The organism is Knoellia altitudinis, assembly GCF_042666355.1.
GTDB lineage: Bacteria > Actinomycetota > Actinomycetes > Actinomycetales > Dermatophilaceae > Knoellia > Knoellia altitudinis.
Genome location: NZ_JBHTDK010000002.1, coordinates 340,320 through 355,926, shown reverse-complemented (window position 1 = coordinate 355,926; position 15,607 = coordinate 340,320). Strand labels below are relative to the sequence as shown.

Annotated in this window: 16 protein-coding genes; 3 read left to right on the top strand and 13 right to left on the bottom strand. The window is 70.2% G+C overall.

Going from position 1 to position 15,607, the window contains the following annotated elements:
* Window positions 1–33 precede the first annotated feature (33 nt).
* A complete protein-coding gene (fdhD, locus tag ACFQW8_RS16430; protein WP_380089229.1) occupies window positions 34–840 on the top strand; it encodes a formate dehydrogenase accessory sulfurtransferase FdhD in 807 nt (268 codons plus the stop codon).
* A 141-nt stretch (window positions 841–981) separates the two neighbouring features.
* Here the strand turns inward: fdhD and ACFQW8_RS16425 are convergent, their stop codons facing one another.
* The 10 genes from ACFQW8_RS16425 to ACFQW8_RS16380 all read right to left on the bottom strand — a co-directional run bounded on the left by ACFQW8_RS16425 (window position 982) and on the right by ACFQW8_RS16380 (window position 10,378).
* Window positions 982–1,515 carry a hypothetical protein gene (locus ACFQW8_RS16425; RefSeq protein ID WP_380089227.1) on the bottom strand — a complete coding sequence of 178 codons (534 nt, stop codon included), beginning with the start codon at window positions 1,513–1,515 and terminating at the stop codon, window positions 982–984.
* A gap of 29 nt (window positions 1,516–1,544) precedes the next feature.
* Window positions 1,545–2,483, bottom strand: a complete 939-nt coding sequence (gene pdxS, locus ACFQW8_RS16420; protein ID WP_380089226.1) for a pyridoxal 5'-phosphate synthase lyase subunit PdxS — start codon at window positions 2,481–2,483, stop codon at window positions 1,545–1,547.
* A 21-nt stretch (window positions 2,484–2,504) separates the two neighbouring features.
* Entirely contained in the window at window positions 2,505–3,092 is a 588-nt protein-coding gene (locus ACFQW8_RS16415) for a hypothetical protein (protein WP_380089224.1), read from the bottom strand.
* Window positions 3,089–4,279, bottom strand: a complete 1,191-nt coding sequence (locus ACFQW8_RS16410; protein WP_380089222.1) for a glycosyltransferase family 4 protein — start codon at window positions 4,277–4,279, stop codon at window positions 3,089–3,091. The genes ACFQW8_RS16415 and ACFQW8_RS16410 overlap by 4 nt, the downstream gene beginning before the upstream one ends.
* Window positions 4,276–5,226: a phosphatidylinositol mannoside acyltransferase gene (locus ACFQW8_RS16405; RefSeq protein ID WP_380089221.1), complete on the bottom strand. Its 951-nt coding sequence runs from the start codon at window positions 5,224–5,226 to the stop codon at window positions 4,276–4,278. The genes ACFQW8_RS16410 and ACFQW8_RS16405 overlap by 4 nt, the downstream gene beginning before the upstream one ends.
* On the bottom strand, window positions 5,223–5,864 hold the full coding sequence (gene pgsA, locus ACFQW8_RS16400; protein ID WP_380089219.1) for a phosphatidylinositol phosphate synthase: 642 nt from the start codon (window positions 5,862–5,864) through the stop codon (window positions 5,223–5,225). Before pgsA ends, ACFQW8_RS16405 begins: the two co-directional genes overlap by 4 nt.
* Window positions 5,865–5,890: 26 nt before the next feature.
* The gene (locus ACFQW8_RS16395; protein WP_380089217.1) at window positions 5,891–6,439 is read right to left on the bottom strand and encodes an HIT family protein; all 549 of its coding nucleotides are present in this window, start codon (window positions 6,437–6,439) and stop codon (window positions 5,891–5,893) included.
* A 282-nt stretch (window positions 6,440–6,721) separates the two neighbouring features.
* Window positions 6,722–7,180 carry a GNAT family N-acetyltransferase gene (locus tag ACFQW8_RS16390; protein ID WP_380089215.1) on the bottom strand — a complete coding sequence of 153 codons (459 nt, stop codon included), beginning with the start codon at window positions 7,178–7,180 and terminating at the stop codon, window positions 6,722–6,724.
* 16 nt (window positions 7,181–7,196) lie between these two features.
* Window positions 7,197–9,182 (bottom strand): threonine--tRNA ligase, encoded by a 1,986-nt coding sequence (gene thrS / locus ACFQW8_RS16385; RefSeq protein ID WP_380089213.1) that lies wholly within the window; start codon window positions 9,180–9,182, stop codon window positions 7,197–7,199.
* Between the two features lie 122 nt (window positions 9,183–9,304).
* On the bottom strand, window positions 9,305–10,378 hold the full coding sequence (locus ACFQW8_RS16380; protein ID WP_380089212.1) for an FUSC family protein: 1,074 nt from the start codon (window positions 10,376–10,378) through the stop codon (window positions 9,305–9,307).
* 79 nt (window positions 10,379–10,457) lie between these two features.
* Here ACFQW8_RS16380 and ACFQW8_RS16375 point away from each other — a divergent pair, with 79 nt between their 5' ends.
* The gene (locus tag ACFQW8_RS16375; protein WP_380089211.1) at window positions 10,458–11,210 is read left to right on the top strand and encodes an N-acetyltransferase; all 753 of its coding nucleotides are present in this window, start codon (window positions 10,458–10,460) and stop codon (window positions 11,208–11,210) included.
* 6 nt (window positions 11,211–11,216) lie between these two features.
* Here the strand turns inward: ACFQW8_RS16375 and ACFQW8_RS16370 are convergent, their stop codons facing one another.
* The 3 genes from ACFQW8_RS16370 to ACFQW8_RS16360 are packed head-to-tail and all read right to left on the bottom strand — an operon-like array spanning window position 11,217 to window position 14,704.
* The gene (locus tag ACFQW8_RS16370; RefSeq protein ID WP_380089210.1) at window positions 11,217–12,074 is read right to left on the bottom strand and encodes a MaoC family dehydratase; all 858 of its coding nucleotides are present in this window, start codon (window positions 12,072–12,074) and stop codon (window positions 11,217–11,219) included.
* On the bottom strand, window positions 12,074–13,411 hold the full coding sequence (locus tag ACFQW8_RS16365; RefSeq protein WP_380089209.1) for a 3-oxoacyl-ACP reductase: 1,338 nt from the start codon (window positions 13,409–13,411) through the stop codon (window positions 12,074–12,076). Before ACFQW8_RS16365 ends, ACFQW8_RS16370 begins: the two co-directional genes overlap by 1 nt.
* 3 nt (window positions 13,412–13,414) lie before the next feature.
* Window positions 13,415–14,704 carry an acetyl-CoA C-acetyltransferase gene (locus tag ACFQW8_RS16360; RefSeq protein ID WP_380089207.1) on the bottom strand — a complete coding sequence of 430 codons (1,290 nt, stop codon included), beginning with the start codon at window positions 14,702–14,704 and terminating at the stop codon, window positions 13,415–13,417.
* 112 nt (window positions 14,705–14,816) lie between these two features.
* Here ACFQW8_RS16360 and ACFQW8_RS16355 point away from each other — a divergent pair, with 112 nt between their 5' ends.
* Window positions 14,817–15,605, top strand: coding sequence for a TetR family transcriptional regulator (locus tag ACFQW8_RS16355; RefSeq protein ID WP_380089205.1), 789 nt, complete (start codon window positions 14,817–14,819; stop codon window positions 15,603–15,605).
* The last annotated feature ends 2 nt before the right edge of the window (window positions 15,606–15,607 follow it).

Here is a 15,607-nt window from a genome sequence, read left to right as displayed (position 1 = left end):
CGACCAGGGCGACGTCGACCTCGAGGCTCGCTGATGGGCCGGGTCACCTCACGCCACAAGGTCGTCCGCATCGACCTCGACGGGGAGGTCTCGCGGACGATCGACACGATCGCCGGTGAGGAGCCGCTGGAGATCCGCGTGAACGGCGAGACCTTCACCGTGACGATGCGGACGCCGGGCGCCGACGTGGACCTGGCCCACGGGCTGCTGCGCGCCGAGGGTGTCATCGCCCGTCGCGACGACGTAATGTCGGCGCGTTTCTGCTCCGACCTCGACACCCTCAACGTGCTCAACCTGACGGTGCCGGGTCGTGACGCGCGGACCGCCGTGACCTCGACCCGCAACCTCGCGTCGCTGGGCGGGTGTGGTCTCTGTGGCACGACCGCTGTCGACGCCATCGAGGCCGTCGTCGAGCAGAGACCGCCCGAGGTGCTGTGGGAGGCTGCACAGATCGCTGACGCCTTGGGTGAGCTGCGCTCTCGCCAGGCGGTGTTCGACAAGACCGGTGGTGTGCACGGCGCAGGTCTTGTCCCGGCGGGGAGCAGCGAGGTCGCCATCGTCCGCGAGGACATCGGGCGCCACAACGCCGTCGACAAGGTGCTGGGCTCAGCGCTCGTCACGGGCGTCGAGACCGCCGGTGGGCTGCTCGTGGTGTCGAGCCGGGCCAGCTTCGAGATCGTGCAGAAGGCCGCGGTCTCGGGCATCTCGGTGCTGGCCTGCGTCTCGGCGCCGTCATCGCTGGCGATCGAGGCAGCCGACCGGCTCGGGGTCACCCTCGTGGCCTTCGCGCGGGGACGCCGGATGAACGTCTACACCCACCCGCACCGCATTCCCCACTGACCGGCGGTCAAGACGACCTGCACCCAGTCACGCCTATGAGGAGTGCGCCGCTCCCTGAAGCTCGAGCGAGGCAGAAGCTGGCGACCACGCCCCTACGGGAGCATCGCTCACCAAGGTGTGGCTCGCTCGGCCAGCCAGGGATCAGGCTGCGACGACAGTGGCGCCGGACTGGTGGAGCAGCCAGAGGAACTCGTCGGCGTAGCGCCGCTCACGCAGGTCCTTGAAGTCGTTGCGGGAGATGAGGTTGATGTGCTCGTGACTGACCGTGAGGTTGAGCCGGCCCGTCTGCTCGGTCTCGACCCACACCTCGCCCTGCGACAGCATGCTGTTCTTGCCCGCGCGCACCCGGGTCGTGGGCACGAGCCACGTCGGCGTCGCCGCGTCGCCCGCGTGGAACCCGAGCCAGCCGTTCTCGATGCGGATGGTGCCACCGTCGCCACCGAGCTCGAGCCGTCCGCTCGGCGTCACCCGGGCGTTCCACTGCCCGACCGGGCAAGCCGGTGGACGCGCCGGGTCATGACCGGCCGCAGAGACGGCCTGGGCGGTGGAGACCGGCACCCGGGGCCTGCGAGTGCGGTGCCAGAGGAGCACCAGGGCACCGGCGAAGAGCAGCGGGATCGCAGAGATGAACGCGCTGAACAGCCCGAAGATGCTGTCGCCTCCGAACCCGAACACGGCTCCCCACCCTCAGCGGTCCGGCCGGGTCACCAGCCCCGCTCGGAGAGGCGGTGTGGCTCGGGGATCTCGTCGACGTTGAGCCCGACCATGGCGTCGCCGAGTCCGCGGGAGACCTTGGCGATCACGTCGGGGTCGTCGAAGAAGGTCGTGGCCTTGACGATCGCCTCGGCGCGCTGGGCCGGGTTGCCGGACTTGAAGATGCCGGAGCCGACGAAGACGCCCTCGGCGCCGAGCTGCATCATCATCGCCGCGTCCGCGGGGGTGGCGATGCCGCCCGCGGTGAAGAGCACCACCGGCAGCTTGCCCGCCTCGGCGACCTCCTTGACGAGCTCGTAGGGAGCCTGCAGCTCCTTGGCCGCGACGAAGAGCTCGTCCTCGGGCAGGTTCTGGAGCTTGCGGATCTGCTGGCGGATCTGACGCATGTGGGTCGTGGCGTTGGAGACGTCTCCGGTGCCGGCCTCCCCCTTGGACCTGATCATGGCCGCGCCCTCGGTGATGCGGCGCAGGGCCTCACCGAGGTTGGTCGCTCCACAGACGAAGGGCACCGTGAAGTTCCACTTGTCGATGTGGTTGGCGTAGTCGGCCGGGGTCAGGACCTCGGACTCGTCGATGTAGTCCACACCGAGGGACTGCAGGACCTGGGCCTCGACGAAGTGGCCGATGCGCGCCTTGGCCATGACCGGGATCGACACCTCGGCGATGATGCCGTCGATCATGTCGGGGTCGGACATGCGCGAAACGCCACCCTGTGCCCTGATGTCGGCGGGAACCCGCTCGAGGGCCATGACGGCGACAGCGCCCGCGTCCTCGGCGATCTTGGCCTGCTCGGCGTTGACGACGTCCATGATGACGCCGCCCTTGAGCATCTCGGCCATGCCGCGCTTCACCCGGGTCGTGCCGGTGCCGCTGGTGGTGCTGGTGGCGGTGGTGGTCGGGGAGTCTGCGGCGGGGGTGTTCTCACTCATGCGCGCAAGTCTAGGGCCGCCTCAGTCCACGACTGCGGGCGGAAGGTCATCGTCGAAGTCGACGGGCACCGGGAGGGCCGCGTGCCCGGCCAGTCGGAAGAGCCGCACGACCTTCTTGGCCCGCACCCGTCGCACCTCGCGCACCGCGTCGTTGTGGAACCGGCGGGCGAGCTGGACCCTCAGGGCGCTCGCCTCCACCCGGCTCAGCCCGTCGGCCCCGGGACTGCCCGGTTGGTCGCGCAGGGCCTGGACGGTCTCGGGCTGGAGTACCGCGCGCAGTGTCGCGGTGAGGTCGGCCTCGGTGCTCTCGCGCCCGGCGAACGTCTGGCCGTCGAGAAGGTCGTGGCTGAGCGGGTGGTGCGTGTGGCGCTCGAGCGCCTCGCTCGCGGCGTCGGCGAGAAGCAACGAGGTTGCCGGATCCACACTTCCGCTGGTGGCGAGCTCGAGGGTGGCCTCGGCCCGGCGCACGAGCTGGGCGTCCAGCGCTGACACCGCACCCTCGACCTTGGCGTGCAGCCGGTCCAGGCGCGACGCGGAGTAGGAGAGGTACCAGGCTGCCCCGAGCAGAACCAGGGCGAGGATCGTCGCGACCTGCAGGACATCGATCACGCTTCACCTCTCACTGGCCAGCGCAGGCGACCCAGCAGACCTGCGCGCGGGCCGGCCTCGACCGGGGAGTGGTCGGCGCCCTCGATGACAGTCTCGTACACCGCCATGACCCGCTCGGCGACGACCGTCCAGTCGAACGAGCGGGCCCGCCTGAGCCCGACCTCGCGCAGTCGCTGACGCTCCTCGGGCGAGCCGATGAGGTCGATGGCCGCAGCAGCGAGTGCGGCGCTGTCGCCGTTGGGGAAGGTGCGCCCGGCGGGGTCGGCACCGAGGACCGCGGTGAAGGCCTGGAGGTCGCTGGCGAGGACAGGGGCGCCCGAGGCCATCGCCTCGACGAGGACGATGCCGAAGCTCTCGCCACCCGTGTGGGGTGCGACGTAGAGATCCGCCGACCTGAGGAGCGCGACCTTGTCCTCCTCGGAGACGGATCCGAGGAACTCGGTGGCGGCCCTGACGCTCGGGTCGAGGCGCTCGGAGATCTCGTCGACCTCTCCCGGACCGGCGACGACGAGCCGGGCGCCGGGCAGTGCGTCGAGGATCGCCGGCATCGCCGCCACGACGACGGCGAGGCCCTTGCGGGGCTCGTCGATGCGACCGAGGAACGCGAGGGTGGGTCGCTCCGGCGTGCCGGTCCAGCGGGTCACTGCACCGTCCGGCGCGAAGCGCTTCGTGTCGACGCCGTTGGGGATGATGTAGGCGTCGCCACCGAGGTGGCGACGCACCGTCCCGCGGGCCTCCTCGGAGACGGCGATCCGCGCGCGGATCTTCTCGGTGGAGGGGCGGAGCAACGGGTTCGCCGCGTGCATGGCACGCGAGCGGAGGTTGGACGTGTGGAACGTCGCGACGACCGGCTCGGACGAGGCCCAGAGGGCCATGAGCGACGCGCTGGGCGTCACTGGCTCATGGAGGTGGAGGACGTCGAACTCGCCGTCCTCGAGCCACCTGCTCACGCGCGACGAGGTCACCGGGCCGAATGTCAGGCGTGCGACGGATCCGTTGTAGCGCACCGGAACTGCGCGACCGCACGACGTCACGTATGCCGGCAGCGACGTCGCGTCGTCATCGACCGGTGCGAGGACGGAGACGTCGTGGCCCTGCGCGATGAAGTACTCGGCCAGGTCCCGGACGTGGAACTGCACACCCCCGGGGACGTCGTAGGCATAGGGACAGACGAGCCCGATCCTCATGACGCCCCGGCACGGGCGAGGCGCTCACGGTCGAGGTCCTTGGTGAAGACGGGCTGGAGCATGTGCCAGTCGGCGGTGTGCTCGCGCACGGTCGCTCCGAGGGCGTCGGCGCACGCCTGCGTCATCTCGGCCACCTTGGCACGGGTCGTCCCCGACTCGGGCACGGGCACCGGCTCGTGGAAGGTGATGACGATCCCCCACCCCGCGTCGCGGCGCTCGTGACGGATCGAGACGGGGAACAGTGGCCGTCGTGTCGTCAGGGCGAGTGCGGCAGGGCCAGCCGCCATCCGCGCCGGCACGCCGCAGAAGTCGACCTCGACACCGTCGCGGGAGAGGTCGCGGTCGGCGAGCAGGGGGATGAGTCCGCGCCGCCCCGTGGCCTCGCGCAGCAGCGGGAACGGTGGTGGACCGCCGGTGAGCGGGTGGATGGTCATGCCGAGACCCGTGCGGAACTCGAGGAACTCCTCGAAGACCTCCTCGGGCTCAAGTCGCTCCGCCACCGTCGTCACCGGCCCGAGGTGCACCGCTCCCCAGGCTCCGGCCAGGTCCCAGTTGCCGAGGTGCCCGAGGAAGCAGACGAGAGAACCGTCGGCCGCGAGGACCTCGCGCACCGGTCCGTCGCCCTCGACCCGCACACGGGCGGCCAGCTCGTCCGGCGAGAGGACGGGGAGTCGGAACGCCTCGCAGTAGTAGCGCAGGTAGGCCCGCATCCCGTCGCGCACCAGCGCGTCGAGGGCGGCGTCATCGAGCTCGGGCCGGACGGTCGCATAGTTCGCCCGCATCCGCGCACCGCCACCGCGGGCGACGGTGAGATCCGCGATCCGGTCGAAGACCGCGTAGGCCGTGCGCTCCGGCATACGCCGGATGACGGACCATCCCACGCGGAAGCCGGCCACCGTCGCGACGTCGGTGGCTCGAGCGAGAACCGCTGAGGGGAACGGGCTCACGCGACGTCGAGGGCCTGTCGCCGCACCTCGAGCATGCGCTGCACCACGGTGACGAGGCTGGCGAGGGCAAGGAGGGCCAGCACGACGGCCAGGAAGATCTCGGGGACGAACCAGCCCACGAAGCCCGTCGTCACGAGGACGGCGACGAGGCGCTCGGCCCGCTCTGCGATCCCCACGTTGGCCGTCATGCCCAAGCCCTCGGCGCGTGCCTTGGCGTAGGAGACGACCATGCCGAGGATGAGGCAGCCAAGGGCGAGTGCGGCCATGATCCCGGGACGGACCTGGAGGATGCTGTCGGGGCGGAGGTTCTGGCCTCCGGCGTAGAACAGGACGAGACCGCTGAAGACCGAGGCGTCCGCGACGCGGTCGAGCGTCGAGTCGAGGTAGGCGCCCCACAGGCTCGAGCGCCCCGAGCGCCGCGCCATGATGCCGTCGACCGTGTCCGAGAAGACGAAGGCCGTGATCACGAGGGTCCCGACGAGGAACTCACCGCGCGGATAGAAGACCAGGGCACCGAGGCTCACGCCGAGGGTTCCGACGATCGTCACGACGTCAGGGCTCACCCCGAGGCGCAGCAGGAGGGAGGCCAACGGGGTCAGGAGCTTGGTGAAGAGGGGTCGCGCGTACTTGTTGAGCATGGTGCGGCCAGCCTAGTGGGCCGGGCTCACTCCCCCGGCCAGGCCAGCGCGAGGCGGCGGCGCGCGTCCTCGAGGAGGACCGGCAGGGCCTTGGTCTGGCCCACGACCGGGAGGAAGTTCATGTCGCCACCCCACCGCGGCACGACGTGCTGGTGGAGGTGGGCCGCGACACCGGCCCCGGCGACCGCGCCCTGGTTCATCCCGATGTTGAAGCCCTGCGGTCCCGACGACTCCTGCAGTGCCACGATCGCCTGCTTGGTGAGAGCCGTGAACTCGGCCGTCTCCTCGTCGGTGAGGTCGACGTAGAGGGACACGTGACGATAGGGACAGACGAGCACGTGACCCGGGTTGTAGGGGAAGAGGTTCATCACGACGTAGCAGTGCACTCCGCGGTGCACGACGAGCCCGTCCTCGTCGTCCCGCCCCGGGGCGGCGCAGAACGGGCAGCCGTCACCGGCATCCTTGGACGGGCGCTCCCCCGTGACGTAGGCCAGCCGGTGAGGGGTCCACAGCCGGTCGAAACCGTCCGGCACCCCCGCGAAGTCCTCGGCGGCAGTCGTCGGAACATCACTCATGGCCACGATCCTAGACACGCGCGCCCCCGTGGTCGGAGGGCCGGGGCGTGCGCCCCTGCACGACGCCCCGGTCCCTCCAAGCATTGAGACGTCGTGGGTGGCCTGAAGGTTGCTCGGCGGACGAGAAAAGGGTGGGTCTTGTGGACTTGTGCCTCGAACCGCAGCGCGAGCTGTGAGGATCTGCCTCGTCGGAAGGGGGCAACGACCCGAGCCACGCGTGTGAGGTGCGCCGACGGCATACCGCACTGCCGGTATGCCGTCCGCACCACCGACGCTGTCCGCTCACCGCGTGCTGGCGCGCCACTCCATGAGCTCCGGTGCAGCGGTGGTGAACCCGGCCCGCTCGTAGAGACCGCGGGCCCGTGGGGCAGCGTTGAGCTGTATCCGGTCGACGTCGTTCTCCCCCGCCCACAGCTGGAGGGTCGAGAGGAGCCGGGTGCCCAGACCGGCGCCGCGGGCGTCCTGCGTCACGAACAGCAGCGACACGTGGAGCCACCTCGTCCGAGGCCGTCGTGAGCTGGGGAGCTTGGTGACGACCGCGGCGGTGACCAGGCCCAGCGGGCGGCCATCCGCGGCCTCGGCGACGAAGGTCACCCGGTCGCGGTCGGCCAGCCACGCGTCGGCGTAGTCGTCGAGGAACCCCGGCACGATGCTCGCACCGCACTCCCGGTCGTCCTGCATGGTCAGCGCTGCGACGGCGAACGCGTCACGGGGCTCGGCCAGCCGGACGACCGGTTCCATGTCTCTCGCGCCCCCGTCAGACCTGGGCGCGGGTCTCGATGGCGCCCAGGACCTCTGCGATCGCGTCCTCGATCGGCACACCGTTCTTCTGGGACCCGTCGCGGTAGCGGAAGGACACCGCGTTGTTGCTGCGGTCGTCCTCGCCCGCGATGAGGGCGAACGGGACCTTGGCCTTGCTTGCGTTGCGGATCTTCTTGGGGAAGCGGTCGTCGCTGTCGTCGAGCTCGACCCGGATGCCCTTGGCCTTCATCTGCGACAGGACGCCCCAGAGGTAGTCGTTGTACTCGTCCGCGACCGGCAGCCCCAGCACCTGGACCGGGCTGAGCCACACCGGGAACGCACCAGCGTAGTGCTCGACGAGGACGCCGATGAAGCGCTCGATGGAGCCGAACTTGGCCGAGTGGATCATCACCGGCTGCTGTCGGGTGCCGTCGGCGGCCTGGTACTCGAGGCCGAAGCGCTCGGGTTGGTTGAAGTCGTACTGGATCGTCGACATCTGCCAGGTGCGGCCGATGGCGTCGCGGGCCTGCACCGAGATCTTCGGACCGTAGAACGCGGCGCCGCCCGGGTCGGGGACGAGGTCGACGCCGTACTTGCCCGCAGTCTCCTCGAGGACGCGCGTCGCGGTCTCCCACTGCTCGGCGGACCCGATGAACTTCTCCTTCTTCTCCTCCGAGTCGTCGCGGGTCGACAGCTCGAAGTAGTAGTCATCGAGGCCGAAGTCCTTGAGCAGACCGGTGACGAAGTCGAGGAGGTGCTCGACCTCTGCCGGTGCCTGCCCTGCGGTGACGTAGGAGTGCGAGTCGTCCTGGGTCATGGCCCGCACCCGGGTGAGACCGTGGACGACCCCGGACTTCTCGTAGCGGTAGACGGAGCCGAACTCGAAGAAGCGCAGGGGCAGCTCGCGGTAGGAGCGACCGCGCGACCGGAAGATGAGGTTGTGCATGGGGCAGTTCATCGCCTTGAGGCGGTACTCCGCGTGCTCGAACTCCATCGGCGGGAACATCGTGTCGGCGTAGTAGGGCAGGTGTCCCGAGGTGTGGAACAGCCCGTCCTTGCTGATGTGCGGGGTGCCGACGTAGTCGAAGCCCTCCTCGATGTGGCGACGACGGACGTAGTCCTCCATCTCACGCTTGATGACCCCGCCCTTGGGGTGGAAGACCGCCATCCCCGAGCCGATCTCGTCGGGGAACGAGTAGAGGTCGAGCTCGGCGCCGAGCTTGCGGTGGTCGCGCTTCTCGGCCTCGGCGAGACGGTCGAGATAGGCCTTGAGCTCGTCCTTGGTCGGCCACGCGGTGCCGTAGACGCGCTGCAGCTGGGGGTTCTTCTCGGAGCCCCGCCAGTAGGCGGCGGCGCTGCGCATCACCTTGAAGGCGTTGCCGAGGACCTTGGTGGTCGGCACGTGCGGACCGCGGCAGAGGTCGCCCCACGCCTTGGTGCCGTCGCGACGGACGTTGTCATAGATGGTGAGCTGCGCGCCGCCGACTTCGACGTCCGCGCCCTCCGCCGCCTCTGAGGCCGCGCCGCCCTTGAGCCCGATGAGCTCGCACTTGTAGGGCTCGTCCTTGAGCTCGACCAGGGCGTCCTCGTCGCTGATCTCGCGCCGCACGAAGGTCTGGCCCTCGTTGACGATCTTCTGCATGGCCTTCTCGAGGGCCTTGAGGTCGTCGGGCTGGAACGGCTCGGCCACGTCGAAGTCGTAGTAGAAGCCGTCGCGGACCGGAGGGCCGATGCCGAGCCTGGCGTCTGGCTTCAGCTGCTGCACGGCCTGAGCGAGGACGTGGGCGGCGCTGTGCCGCAGGACATCGAGCCCGTCCTGCTCCTGCGCCGTCACCGGCTCGACGACGTCACCGTCGGCGACGACATGGGCGAGGTCGCGCAGCTCACCGTTGACGCGGGCGACCAGCACGTCGCGCCGGCCTTCGAAGAGGTCAGCCGCCGTCGTCTCCAGCTCCACCGATCGCTCGTCTCCGGCGACATGAACGGTGATCTGTGAGGACACAGCGACTCTCCTGGGGTGACACGAAACGCGGGTATGCCGCGTGCGGACGTCCCGACGCGGCATACCGATGTTATCCGGCTGGTTTCCCACGTCGCGCGCGCCTTTCGCGGGTGGCGAGCGGCTCAGTCGGTGGGTGGGATGACGGCGCCTCCGGCCACGCTGCGCAGGTCCGCGACGAGGCGGGTGCAGTCATGGAGCAGGGCGCCGTGCTCGGGCCAGGCGCGGGGGTCCTCCAGGGGCGTCTCGTGCAGCAGCGTGGTGAGCTCGTCGAGCCGGCGCTCGACGCCGTCCAGGCGTGACCCCACGGACTCGAGCGCCCCGTCCACGCCGAAGTCGTCGAACGCGGCCGCCACCTCACTGAGGACCGAGGCGATCCCGTCGAGGAAGTCCTGGCTCGGCGCGGCACGGGCGGGATGGTCGAGGTTGTCGCCCAGGGTCCGGACCAGCCCGCTCACGTGCCAGGTCGCGCGGCGCAGCCCGTCCACCGTCTCGCGGTAGCCGTCCCAGGCCGGCTCGAGCTTGTGGAGCTCGTCACGCGGGTTGAACCGCTGGCTCTCACGGCCGAGCTCGATGAGGTCGAGGACTCCGGGCGCCTTCTCATGGAGGGAGTCGGCGGCGGCCCGCCAGGCATCGACCGAGTCCTTGCCCCACTCCCCTCGCAGCCCATCGGCCACCTCGTCGAGAAGGGCTCGCACGCGTCGGCTGTAGTCGAGAACCCTCTCGCGGGGTGCCTGGACGTGCAGCGGTGCGAAGACCAGCACGTTGACGGCCACGCCGATCATGCCGCCGACGAGCGTCTCCAGCATGGTGATGCCGGTGAACTCCTCGTCCGTGCCGCCTGCCGTGAGCAACGACAGCAGGGCCATGGAGGGCACCTGGATCCCCGAGTCCCCGAGTCGGTGCCAGCGACCGAGGACGAGGGCGCCGAGGATGACGATGCCCATGCTCCACCAGTGCAGACCGAGCGTCGTGCCGACCAACCACGCGAGGGCCATGCCGAGCCCGACGGCGAGGATGCGGCGCACGCTCTGGCCGAGCGAGCGCGCGACGGTCCGGTCGACGACGAGGAGCGCGGCCAGAGGGGCATAGAACGGGGTGGCGCTGCCCATGACCCGATCAGCGACGAACCAGGCGATGACCGTGGCCATGGTGGCCTTGACGACCATGAGGAGGTCGTCGCGGGAGAGAGTGGGCATGTTCGCGACCCTAGGCCGCGACCCGGCATAGCGGGAATCTCGGAGGCGCGAGCGACGCCCGACGTCCTACCGTCGGGGCATGGACCTCCACATCGCCAGCCTCGCCGAGCGGCCGGACCTCGTTCACCTCCTCCGGGAGTTCGACGACCCGTGGCCGGAGTTCATGAAGTACGACGCGATCGCCGACCTGTACTACCCCCGGGCATCGACGACCTTCGCTGCCTGGACGCTGCTCGCGTGGGACGCCGCTGACCCGAGCCGCCTCGTGGCGAAGTCACACTCGATCCCCTTCGCGATGGGCGCGGACATCGGGCGCCCGACGTTGCCCGAGGACGGGTGGGACGGCGTGATCGTGTGGGCGTGGCTGGACGAGCTCGCCGGGCGCGAGCCCACCCATGTGTCAGCCCTCGAGGTGGCGATCCGATCCGACCTGCAGGGCACCGGTCTGGCGTCGGTGATGCTGGAGGCCAAGCGGCAGAACGCTGCCCGGCTGGGGTTCCACGACCTCGTTGCGCCCGTTCGCCCCAACGCCAAGCACCTGGAGCCCGGGACCCCGATGAGTGACTACGCGCTGCGGACCCGCGAGGACGGCCTGCCGGTCGACCCGTGGCTGCGACTGCATGCGCGCGTCGGTGGCGAGATCGTGGGCGTGTGCCCGAGGGCGATGACGATCTCCGGGACCCTGGCCGAGTGGCGGGCGCGGACCGGGTTGCCCTTCGACGCCAGCGGCGACGTCCAGGTGCCGTTCGCGCTCAGCCCGGTCCATGTGAGCGTCGAGCACGACCACGCGGTCTACGTCGAGGCGGGAGTCTGGGTCCACCACCGCATCTGAGCTGCCTCAGGAAGCCGTCTCGAGGGAGAGGACGAGGTGCTCGGTCTCGGGTCTGCGCGTGGAGCGCAGCCCCGCCACGACGAGCGCCTGGCTGCGGTCGACGACGAGGTCGACCCTGCTCGGCAGGAGCACCGGCTTCCTGAACCACACGTGGGACGTGCTCGGCCCATTGGCGACACGTCCGAACGATCCCAGGGTTCTGGCGGAGGTCCACATGCCGTGGGCGATGGCCCTCGGGAAGCCCATCGCCCTGGCAGTGAGTCGGTGCAGGTGGATGGGGTTGACGTCCCCGGAGACCGCGGCGTACTGACGGCCGAGGTCACCCGGGAGGGACCACTGCGCGGCAGCACTGCCCAGGGGGATGCCCGGAGCCTCGGCACCACGTTCGGCATCGGGGTTGCCCTTGCCGCGCGCGAGATAGGTCGAGCGACCGCTCCACACCGACTCGCCCTCGACGCTCACCTCGGTGACGAGGTCGACCTGGCGACCCTTGGGGTGCTCACGCAGGTCCTCGGCGTGCACGGCGATGTCGAGGACGTCGTCAGCCGTCAACGTCCTGCGCACGGTGATGGTGTTCTCGACGTGCACCAGTCCGACCAGTGGCAGCGGGAACGCCTTGCGCGCCATGAGCTCGGCCTGCAGCGGGAACCCGAGGATGTGCGGGTAGGTGTGCGGCAGAACGTCATCGACACCGAACCCGCAGAGCCGCTGGTAGTCCATGAGGTGGTCACGGGCGACCGAGTGCCCGCTGAGGACGAGCTCGCTGGCGGGCAGCGACCGGCCGGACTTCTTGCCCGCGACGGCGGCACGCACGAAGACCCTGGCCAGGGACGGCGCGGTGCTGAACAGCTCCTGCTGGGCCATCAGGCGCCCAGGATCATCTGGCCGCAGACGCGCACGACGTTGCCCGTGACGGCACGGTTGGCGTCCCAGGCGAAGTAGCCGATGGTCTCGGCGACGTCGATGGGCAGCCCACCCTGCTGCAACGAGTTCGTCAGCCTGCCGATCTCCCGGGTGGCGAGCGGGATCTTGGCGGTCATCTCGGTCTCGATGAAGCCGGGCGCCACGGCGTTGACGGTGATGCCCTTGTCGAGGATCGCCTGGTCGGCGGCGAGCGACTGGGTCATCCCGATGACGCCGGCCTTGGACGCGGCGTAGTTGGTCTGTCCGCGGTTGCCGGCGATGCCGGCGATGGAGGAGACGTTGACGATGTGTCCGCCGTGGTTGATCGCCGGGATGAGCGCCTCGTTCATCCGAAGGATCGACAGGAGGTTGACCTGGAGGACGGAGTCCCACCGGTCGGCCTCGGTGTTGGCGAGCAGCTTGTCGCGGGTGATGCCGGCGTTGTGCACGACGATGTCGAAACCGCCGTGACGAGCCTGGGCGTGCTCGACGATCTTGGCGCCGGCATCGTCGGCCGTGACGTCGACCTGGAGGGCGGAGCCCCCGAGCCGGTTGGCGACCTCGGCGAGCGGGCCGCCAGCGGCGGGGACGTCGACGGCGACGATCGTCGCGCCGTCACGCGCGAGGGTCTCGGCGATCGCCGCCCCGATGCCGCGTGCGGCGCCCGTGACGACGGCGACCTTGCCGGCGAGCGGCCGGTCCCAGTCAGAAGGAGCCACGATGTCGGCGACGGGAGCCTCCACCCGGAAGACCTGGGCCGACACATAGGCGGAGCGACCCGAGAGCAGGAACCGCACCGTCGCGTCGATGCCGGCATCCGCCCCCTCGGCCACGAGGACCGTGTTGGCGGTACCGCCGCCACGCATCTCCTTGCCGATGGAGCGCACGATGCCCTCGACCGCGCGGCGGGCCGCAGCCTGCGCGACCGACGTGGCCGACTCGGGCGGACGGCCGAAGACGATGATGCGACCGGAGGGAGCCAACGTCTTGAGCGCCGGACCGACGACACCACGAAGGGTCTCGAGGTCGGCAGGGGTCTCGACCGTGGTGAGGTCGAGCACGACGCCGGCGACCGACGTCGACGGTCGCGACGCGACGGTGACACCTGCCTCGGCGAGGAGGTGCCGGACGCGCTCGGCCACCGGGGCGTCCCCGTGACCGGCCACGAGCACCTCACCGGGGACGAGCGAGCCGCCCACCTTGTGGCGACGCAGCCGGCTCGGCCGGGGCAGCCCCAAGGTGGTGGCCAGCTGCTTGCCGACCCCCCCGCTGACGAACTGTCCGTAGTTGAACGCCATGAGTCAGGCTCCTTCGAGGATCGCGACGACGCCCTGCCCACCGGCAGCGCAGATGGAGATGAGACCGCGGCTGCCCGGCCCCTGCTCGCGCAGCATCTTGGCGAGTGAGGCCACGATGCGGCCGCCGGTCGCGGCGAACGGGTGACCCGCGGCGAGCGAGGAACCGTTGACGTTGAGCTTGCTGCGGTCGATCGAGCCGAGCGGCTTCTCGAGGCCGAGCCGCTGGGTGCAGAACTCCTCGTCCTCCCACGCCTTGAGCGTCGAGAGCACGGTCGACGCGAAGGCCTCGTGGATCTCGTAGTAGTCGAAGTCCTGGAGCGTCAGTCCGTGACGTGCGAGAAGTCGCGGCACGGCATACGCGGGAGCCATGAGCAGGCCCTCGTCGCCGTGGACGTAGTCGACCGCGGCGACCTCGCCGTCGACGAACCAGGCCTGGATCGGCAGGTTGTGCTCGTCCGCCCACTCCTCGCTGCCGAGGAGGACGGCGGACGCGCCGTCGGTGAGGGGCGTCGAGTTGCCCGCCGTCATCGTGGCGCCCTCACCCTTGCCGAAGACCGGCTTGAGCCTGGCGAGCTTCTCGACGGTCGAGTCGGCACGCAGGTTCTGGTCCTTGGCGAGGCCGAGGTACGACGTCATGAGGTCGTCGAAGAAACCACGGTCGTATGCCGCCGCGAGATTCTGGTGGCTGGCTGCCGCGAGCTCGTCCTGGGCCTCGCGGGTGATGCCCCACTTCTTGGCCGTGATGGCCATGTGCTCGCCCATCGACAGGCCGGTGCGCGGCTCCGTGTTGGCCGGGGTCTCGATGCCGATGTCGCCGGGCCGGATCCGCAGAGCGCTCTTGGCCATGTCGACCGTGGACTTGGCGCGGTTGATCCTGAGCAGCTTGCGGCGCAGCTTCTCGGTGACCATGATCGGCGCGTCGGAGGCGGTGTCGACGCCGCCCGCGATGCCGGACTCGATCTGGCCCAGCTTGATCTTGTTGGAGACGAGGATGGCGTTCTCGAGGCCGGTGCCGCAGGCCTGCTGGACGTCGTAGGCCGTGGTCTCGGGCGCGAGGCTCGAGCCCAGGACGGCCTCACGGGTCAGGTTGAAGTCGCGGCTGTGCTTGATGACAGCACCTCCGACGACCTCTCCGAGGCGCTCCCCCCCGAGGCCGTGACGGGCCACGAGGCCCTCGAGGGCGGCCGTGAACATGTCCTGGTTCGACGCGTTCGCATAGGGCCCGAACTGACGGGCGAAGGGAATGCGGTTGCCGCCGAGGATGGCGGCGCGGCGGGGACTGGCTGGTGTCACCGGGGGCTCCTGAGGTCTGTCGAGAGGGTGGACGACCGGGTCACGTGGGACGCGACACATATCCGATACTGACGGTAGCAGGTACCTCGCTTCACCTGCTACGGTCCGACCTGTGAGCAGCACCACGGACCCCCTGCGCGACTCCGCCGACACCCGCGACGCGGACTCGGCGGAGGTCGTCGACGGTCGCAGCAGCCGCTGGGACCGCCATCGCGCGCAGCGGCGGCAGGAGCTCGTCGAGGCGACGCTGCGTGCCATCCGCGCCCAGGGCGCCGGCGTCGGCATGGACGACATCGCGAGCAGTGCCGGAACCTCCAAGACCGTCTTCTACCGTCACTTCACCGACCGCGCTGGGCTCTACTCGGCCGTCGCGGAGCGCGTGAACCGGATCATCCTGCGCGACATCACGAGGGCGGTCGGCGACCTCAGCGTGTTCACGAGTCACGCCTCACGGCGGTCGGCCGAGCCCCGCGCCCTCCTGGGTGCGGCGGTCGACGCCTACCTGTCGCTCGTCGAGACCGACCCGGAGGTCTATCGCTTCATCGTGGCCGCACCGCTCGTGCCTCCGTCGGAGCGCACCGAGACGATCGACCTCGCCTCGACGGTGAGCCGCGCCATGGGGGTGCAGATCGGCTCGCTCATCGCTGCCTCGCTCACCGGTGCGGGGCGGGGCACCGAACCCGCCGCCACGTGGGGGCACGCCGTGGTCGGCATGGTCCGTGCTGCGGGTGACGAGTGGCTGCGTTCTGGGGCGGCCGCGTCGGGAACCTCGCGTGAGACGCTCAACGAACACCTCACCGAGCTCATCTGGGGCGGCCTGTCGTCGGCCTGGCCGATCGCGGACGTCACCCCGGACACCCATCCCGACGCCGACGCTGACGCGGACGCCGACAAGGAGTGAAC

What these genes read in the sequence shown, in the direction of transcription:
- fdhD (WP_380089229.1), top strand. Translation starts at nt 34, where the DNA reads ATGGGCCGGGTCACCTCACGCCACAAGGTCGTCCGCATCGACCTCGAC.
- pdxS (WP_380089226.1), bottom strand. Translation starts at nt 2,483, where the DNA reads ATGAGTGAGAACACCCCCGCCGCAGACTCCCCGACCACCACCGCCACC.
- ACFQW8_RS16410 (WP_380089222.1), bottom strand. Translation starts at nt 4,279, where the DNA reads ATGAGGATCGGGCTCGTCTGTCCCTATGCCTACGACGTCCCCGGGGGT.
- pgsA (WP_380089219.1), bottom strand. Translation starts at nt 5,864, where the DNA reads ATGCTCAACAAGTACGCGCGACCCCTCTTCACCAAGCTCCTGACCCCG.
- ACFQW8_RS16395 (WP_380089217.1), bottom strand. Translation starts at nt 6,439, where the DNA reads ATGAGTGATGTTCCGACGACTGCCGCCGAGGACTTCGCGGGGGTGCCG.
- ACFQW8_RS16390 (WP_380089215.1), bottom strand. Translation starts at nt 7,180, where the DNA reads ATGGAACCGGTCGTCCGGCTGGCCGAGCCCCGTGACGCGTTCGCCGTC.
- ACFQW8_RS16380 (WP_380089212.1), bottom strand. Translation starts at nt 10,378, where the DNA reads ATGCCCACTCTCTCCCGCGACGACCTCCTCATGGTCGTCAAGGCCACC.
- ACFQW8_RS16375 (WP_380089211.1), top strand. Translation starts at nt 10,458, where the DNA reads ATGGACCTCCACATCGCCAGCCTCGCCGAGCGGCCGGACCTCGTTCAC.
- ACFQW8_RS16370 (WP_380089210.1), bottom strand. Translation starts at nt 12,074, where the DNA reads ATGGCCCAGCAGGAGCTGTTCAGCACCGCGCCGTCCCTGGCCAGGGTC.
- ACFQW8_RS16365 (WP_380089209.1), bottom strand. Translation starts at nt 13,411, where the DNA reads ATGGCGTTCAACTACGGACAGTTCGTCAGCGGGGGGGTCGGCAAGCAG.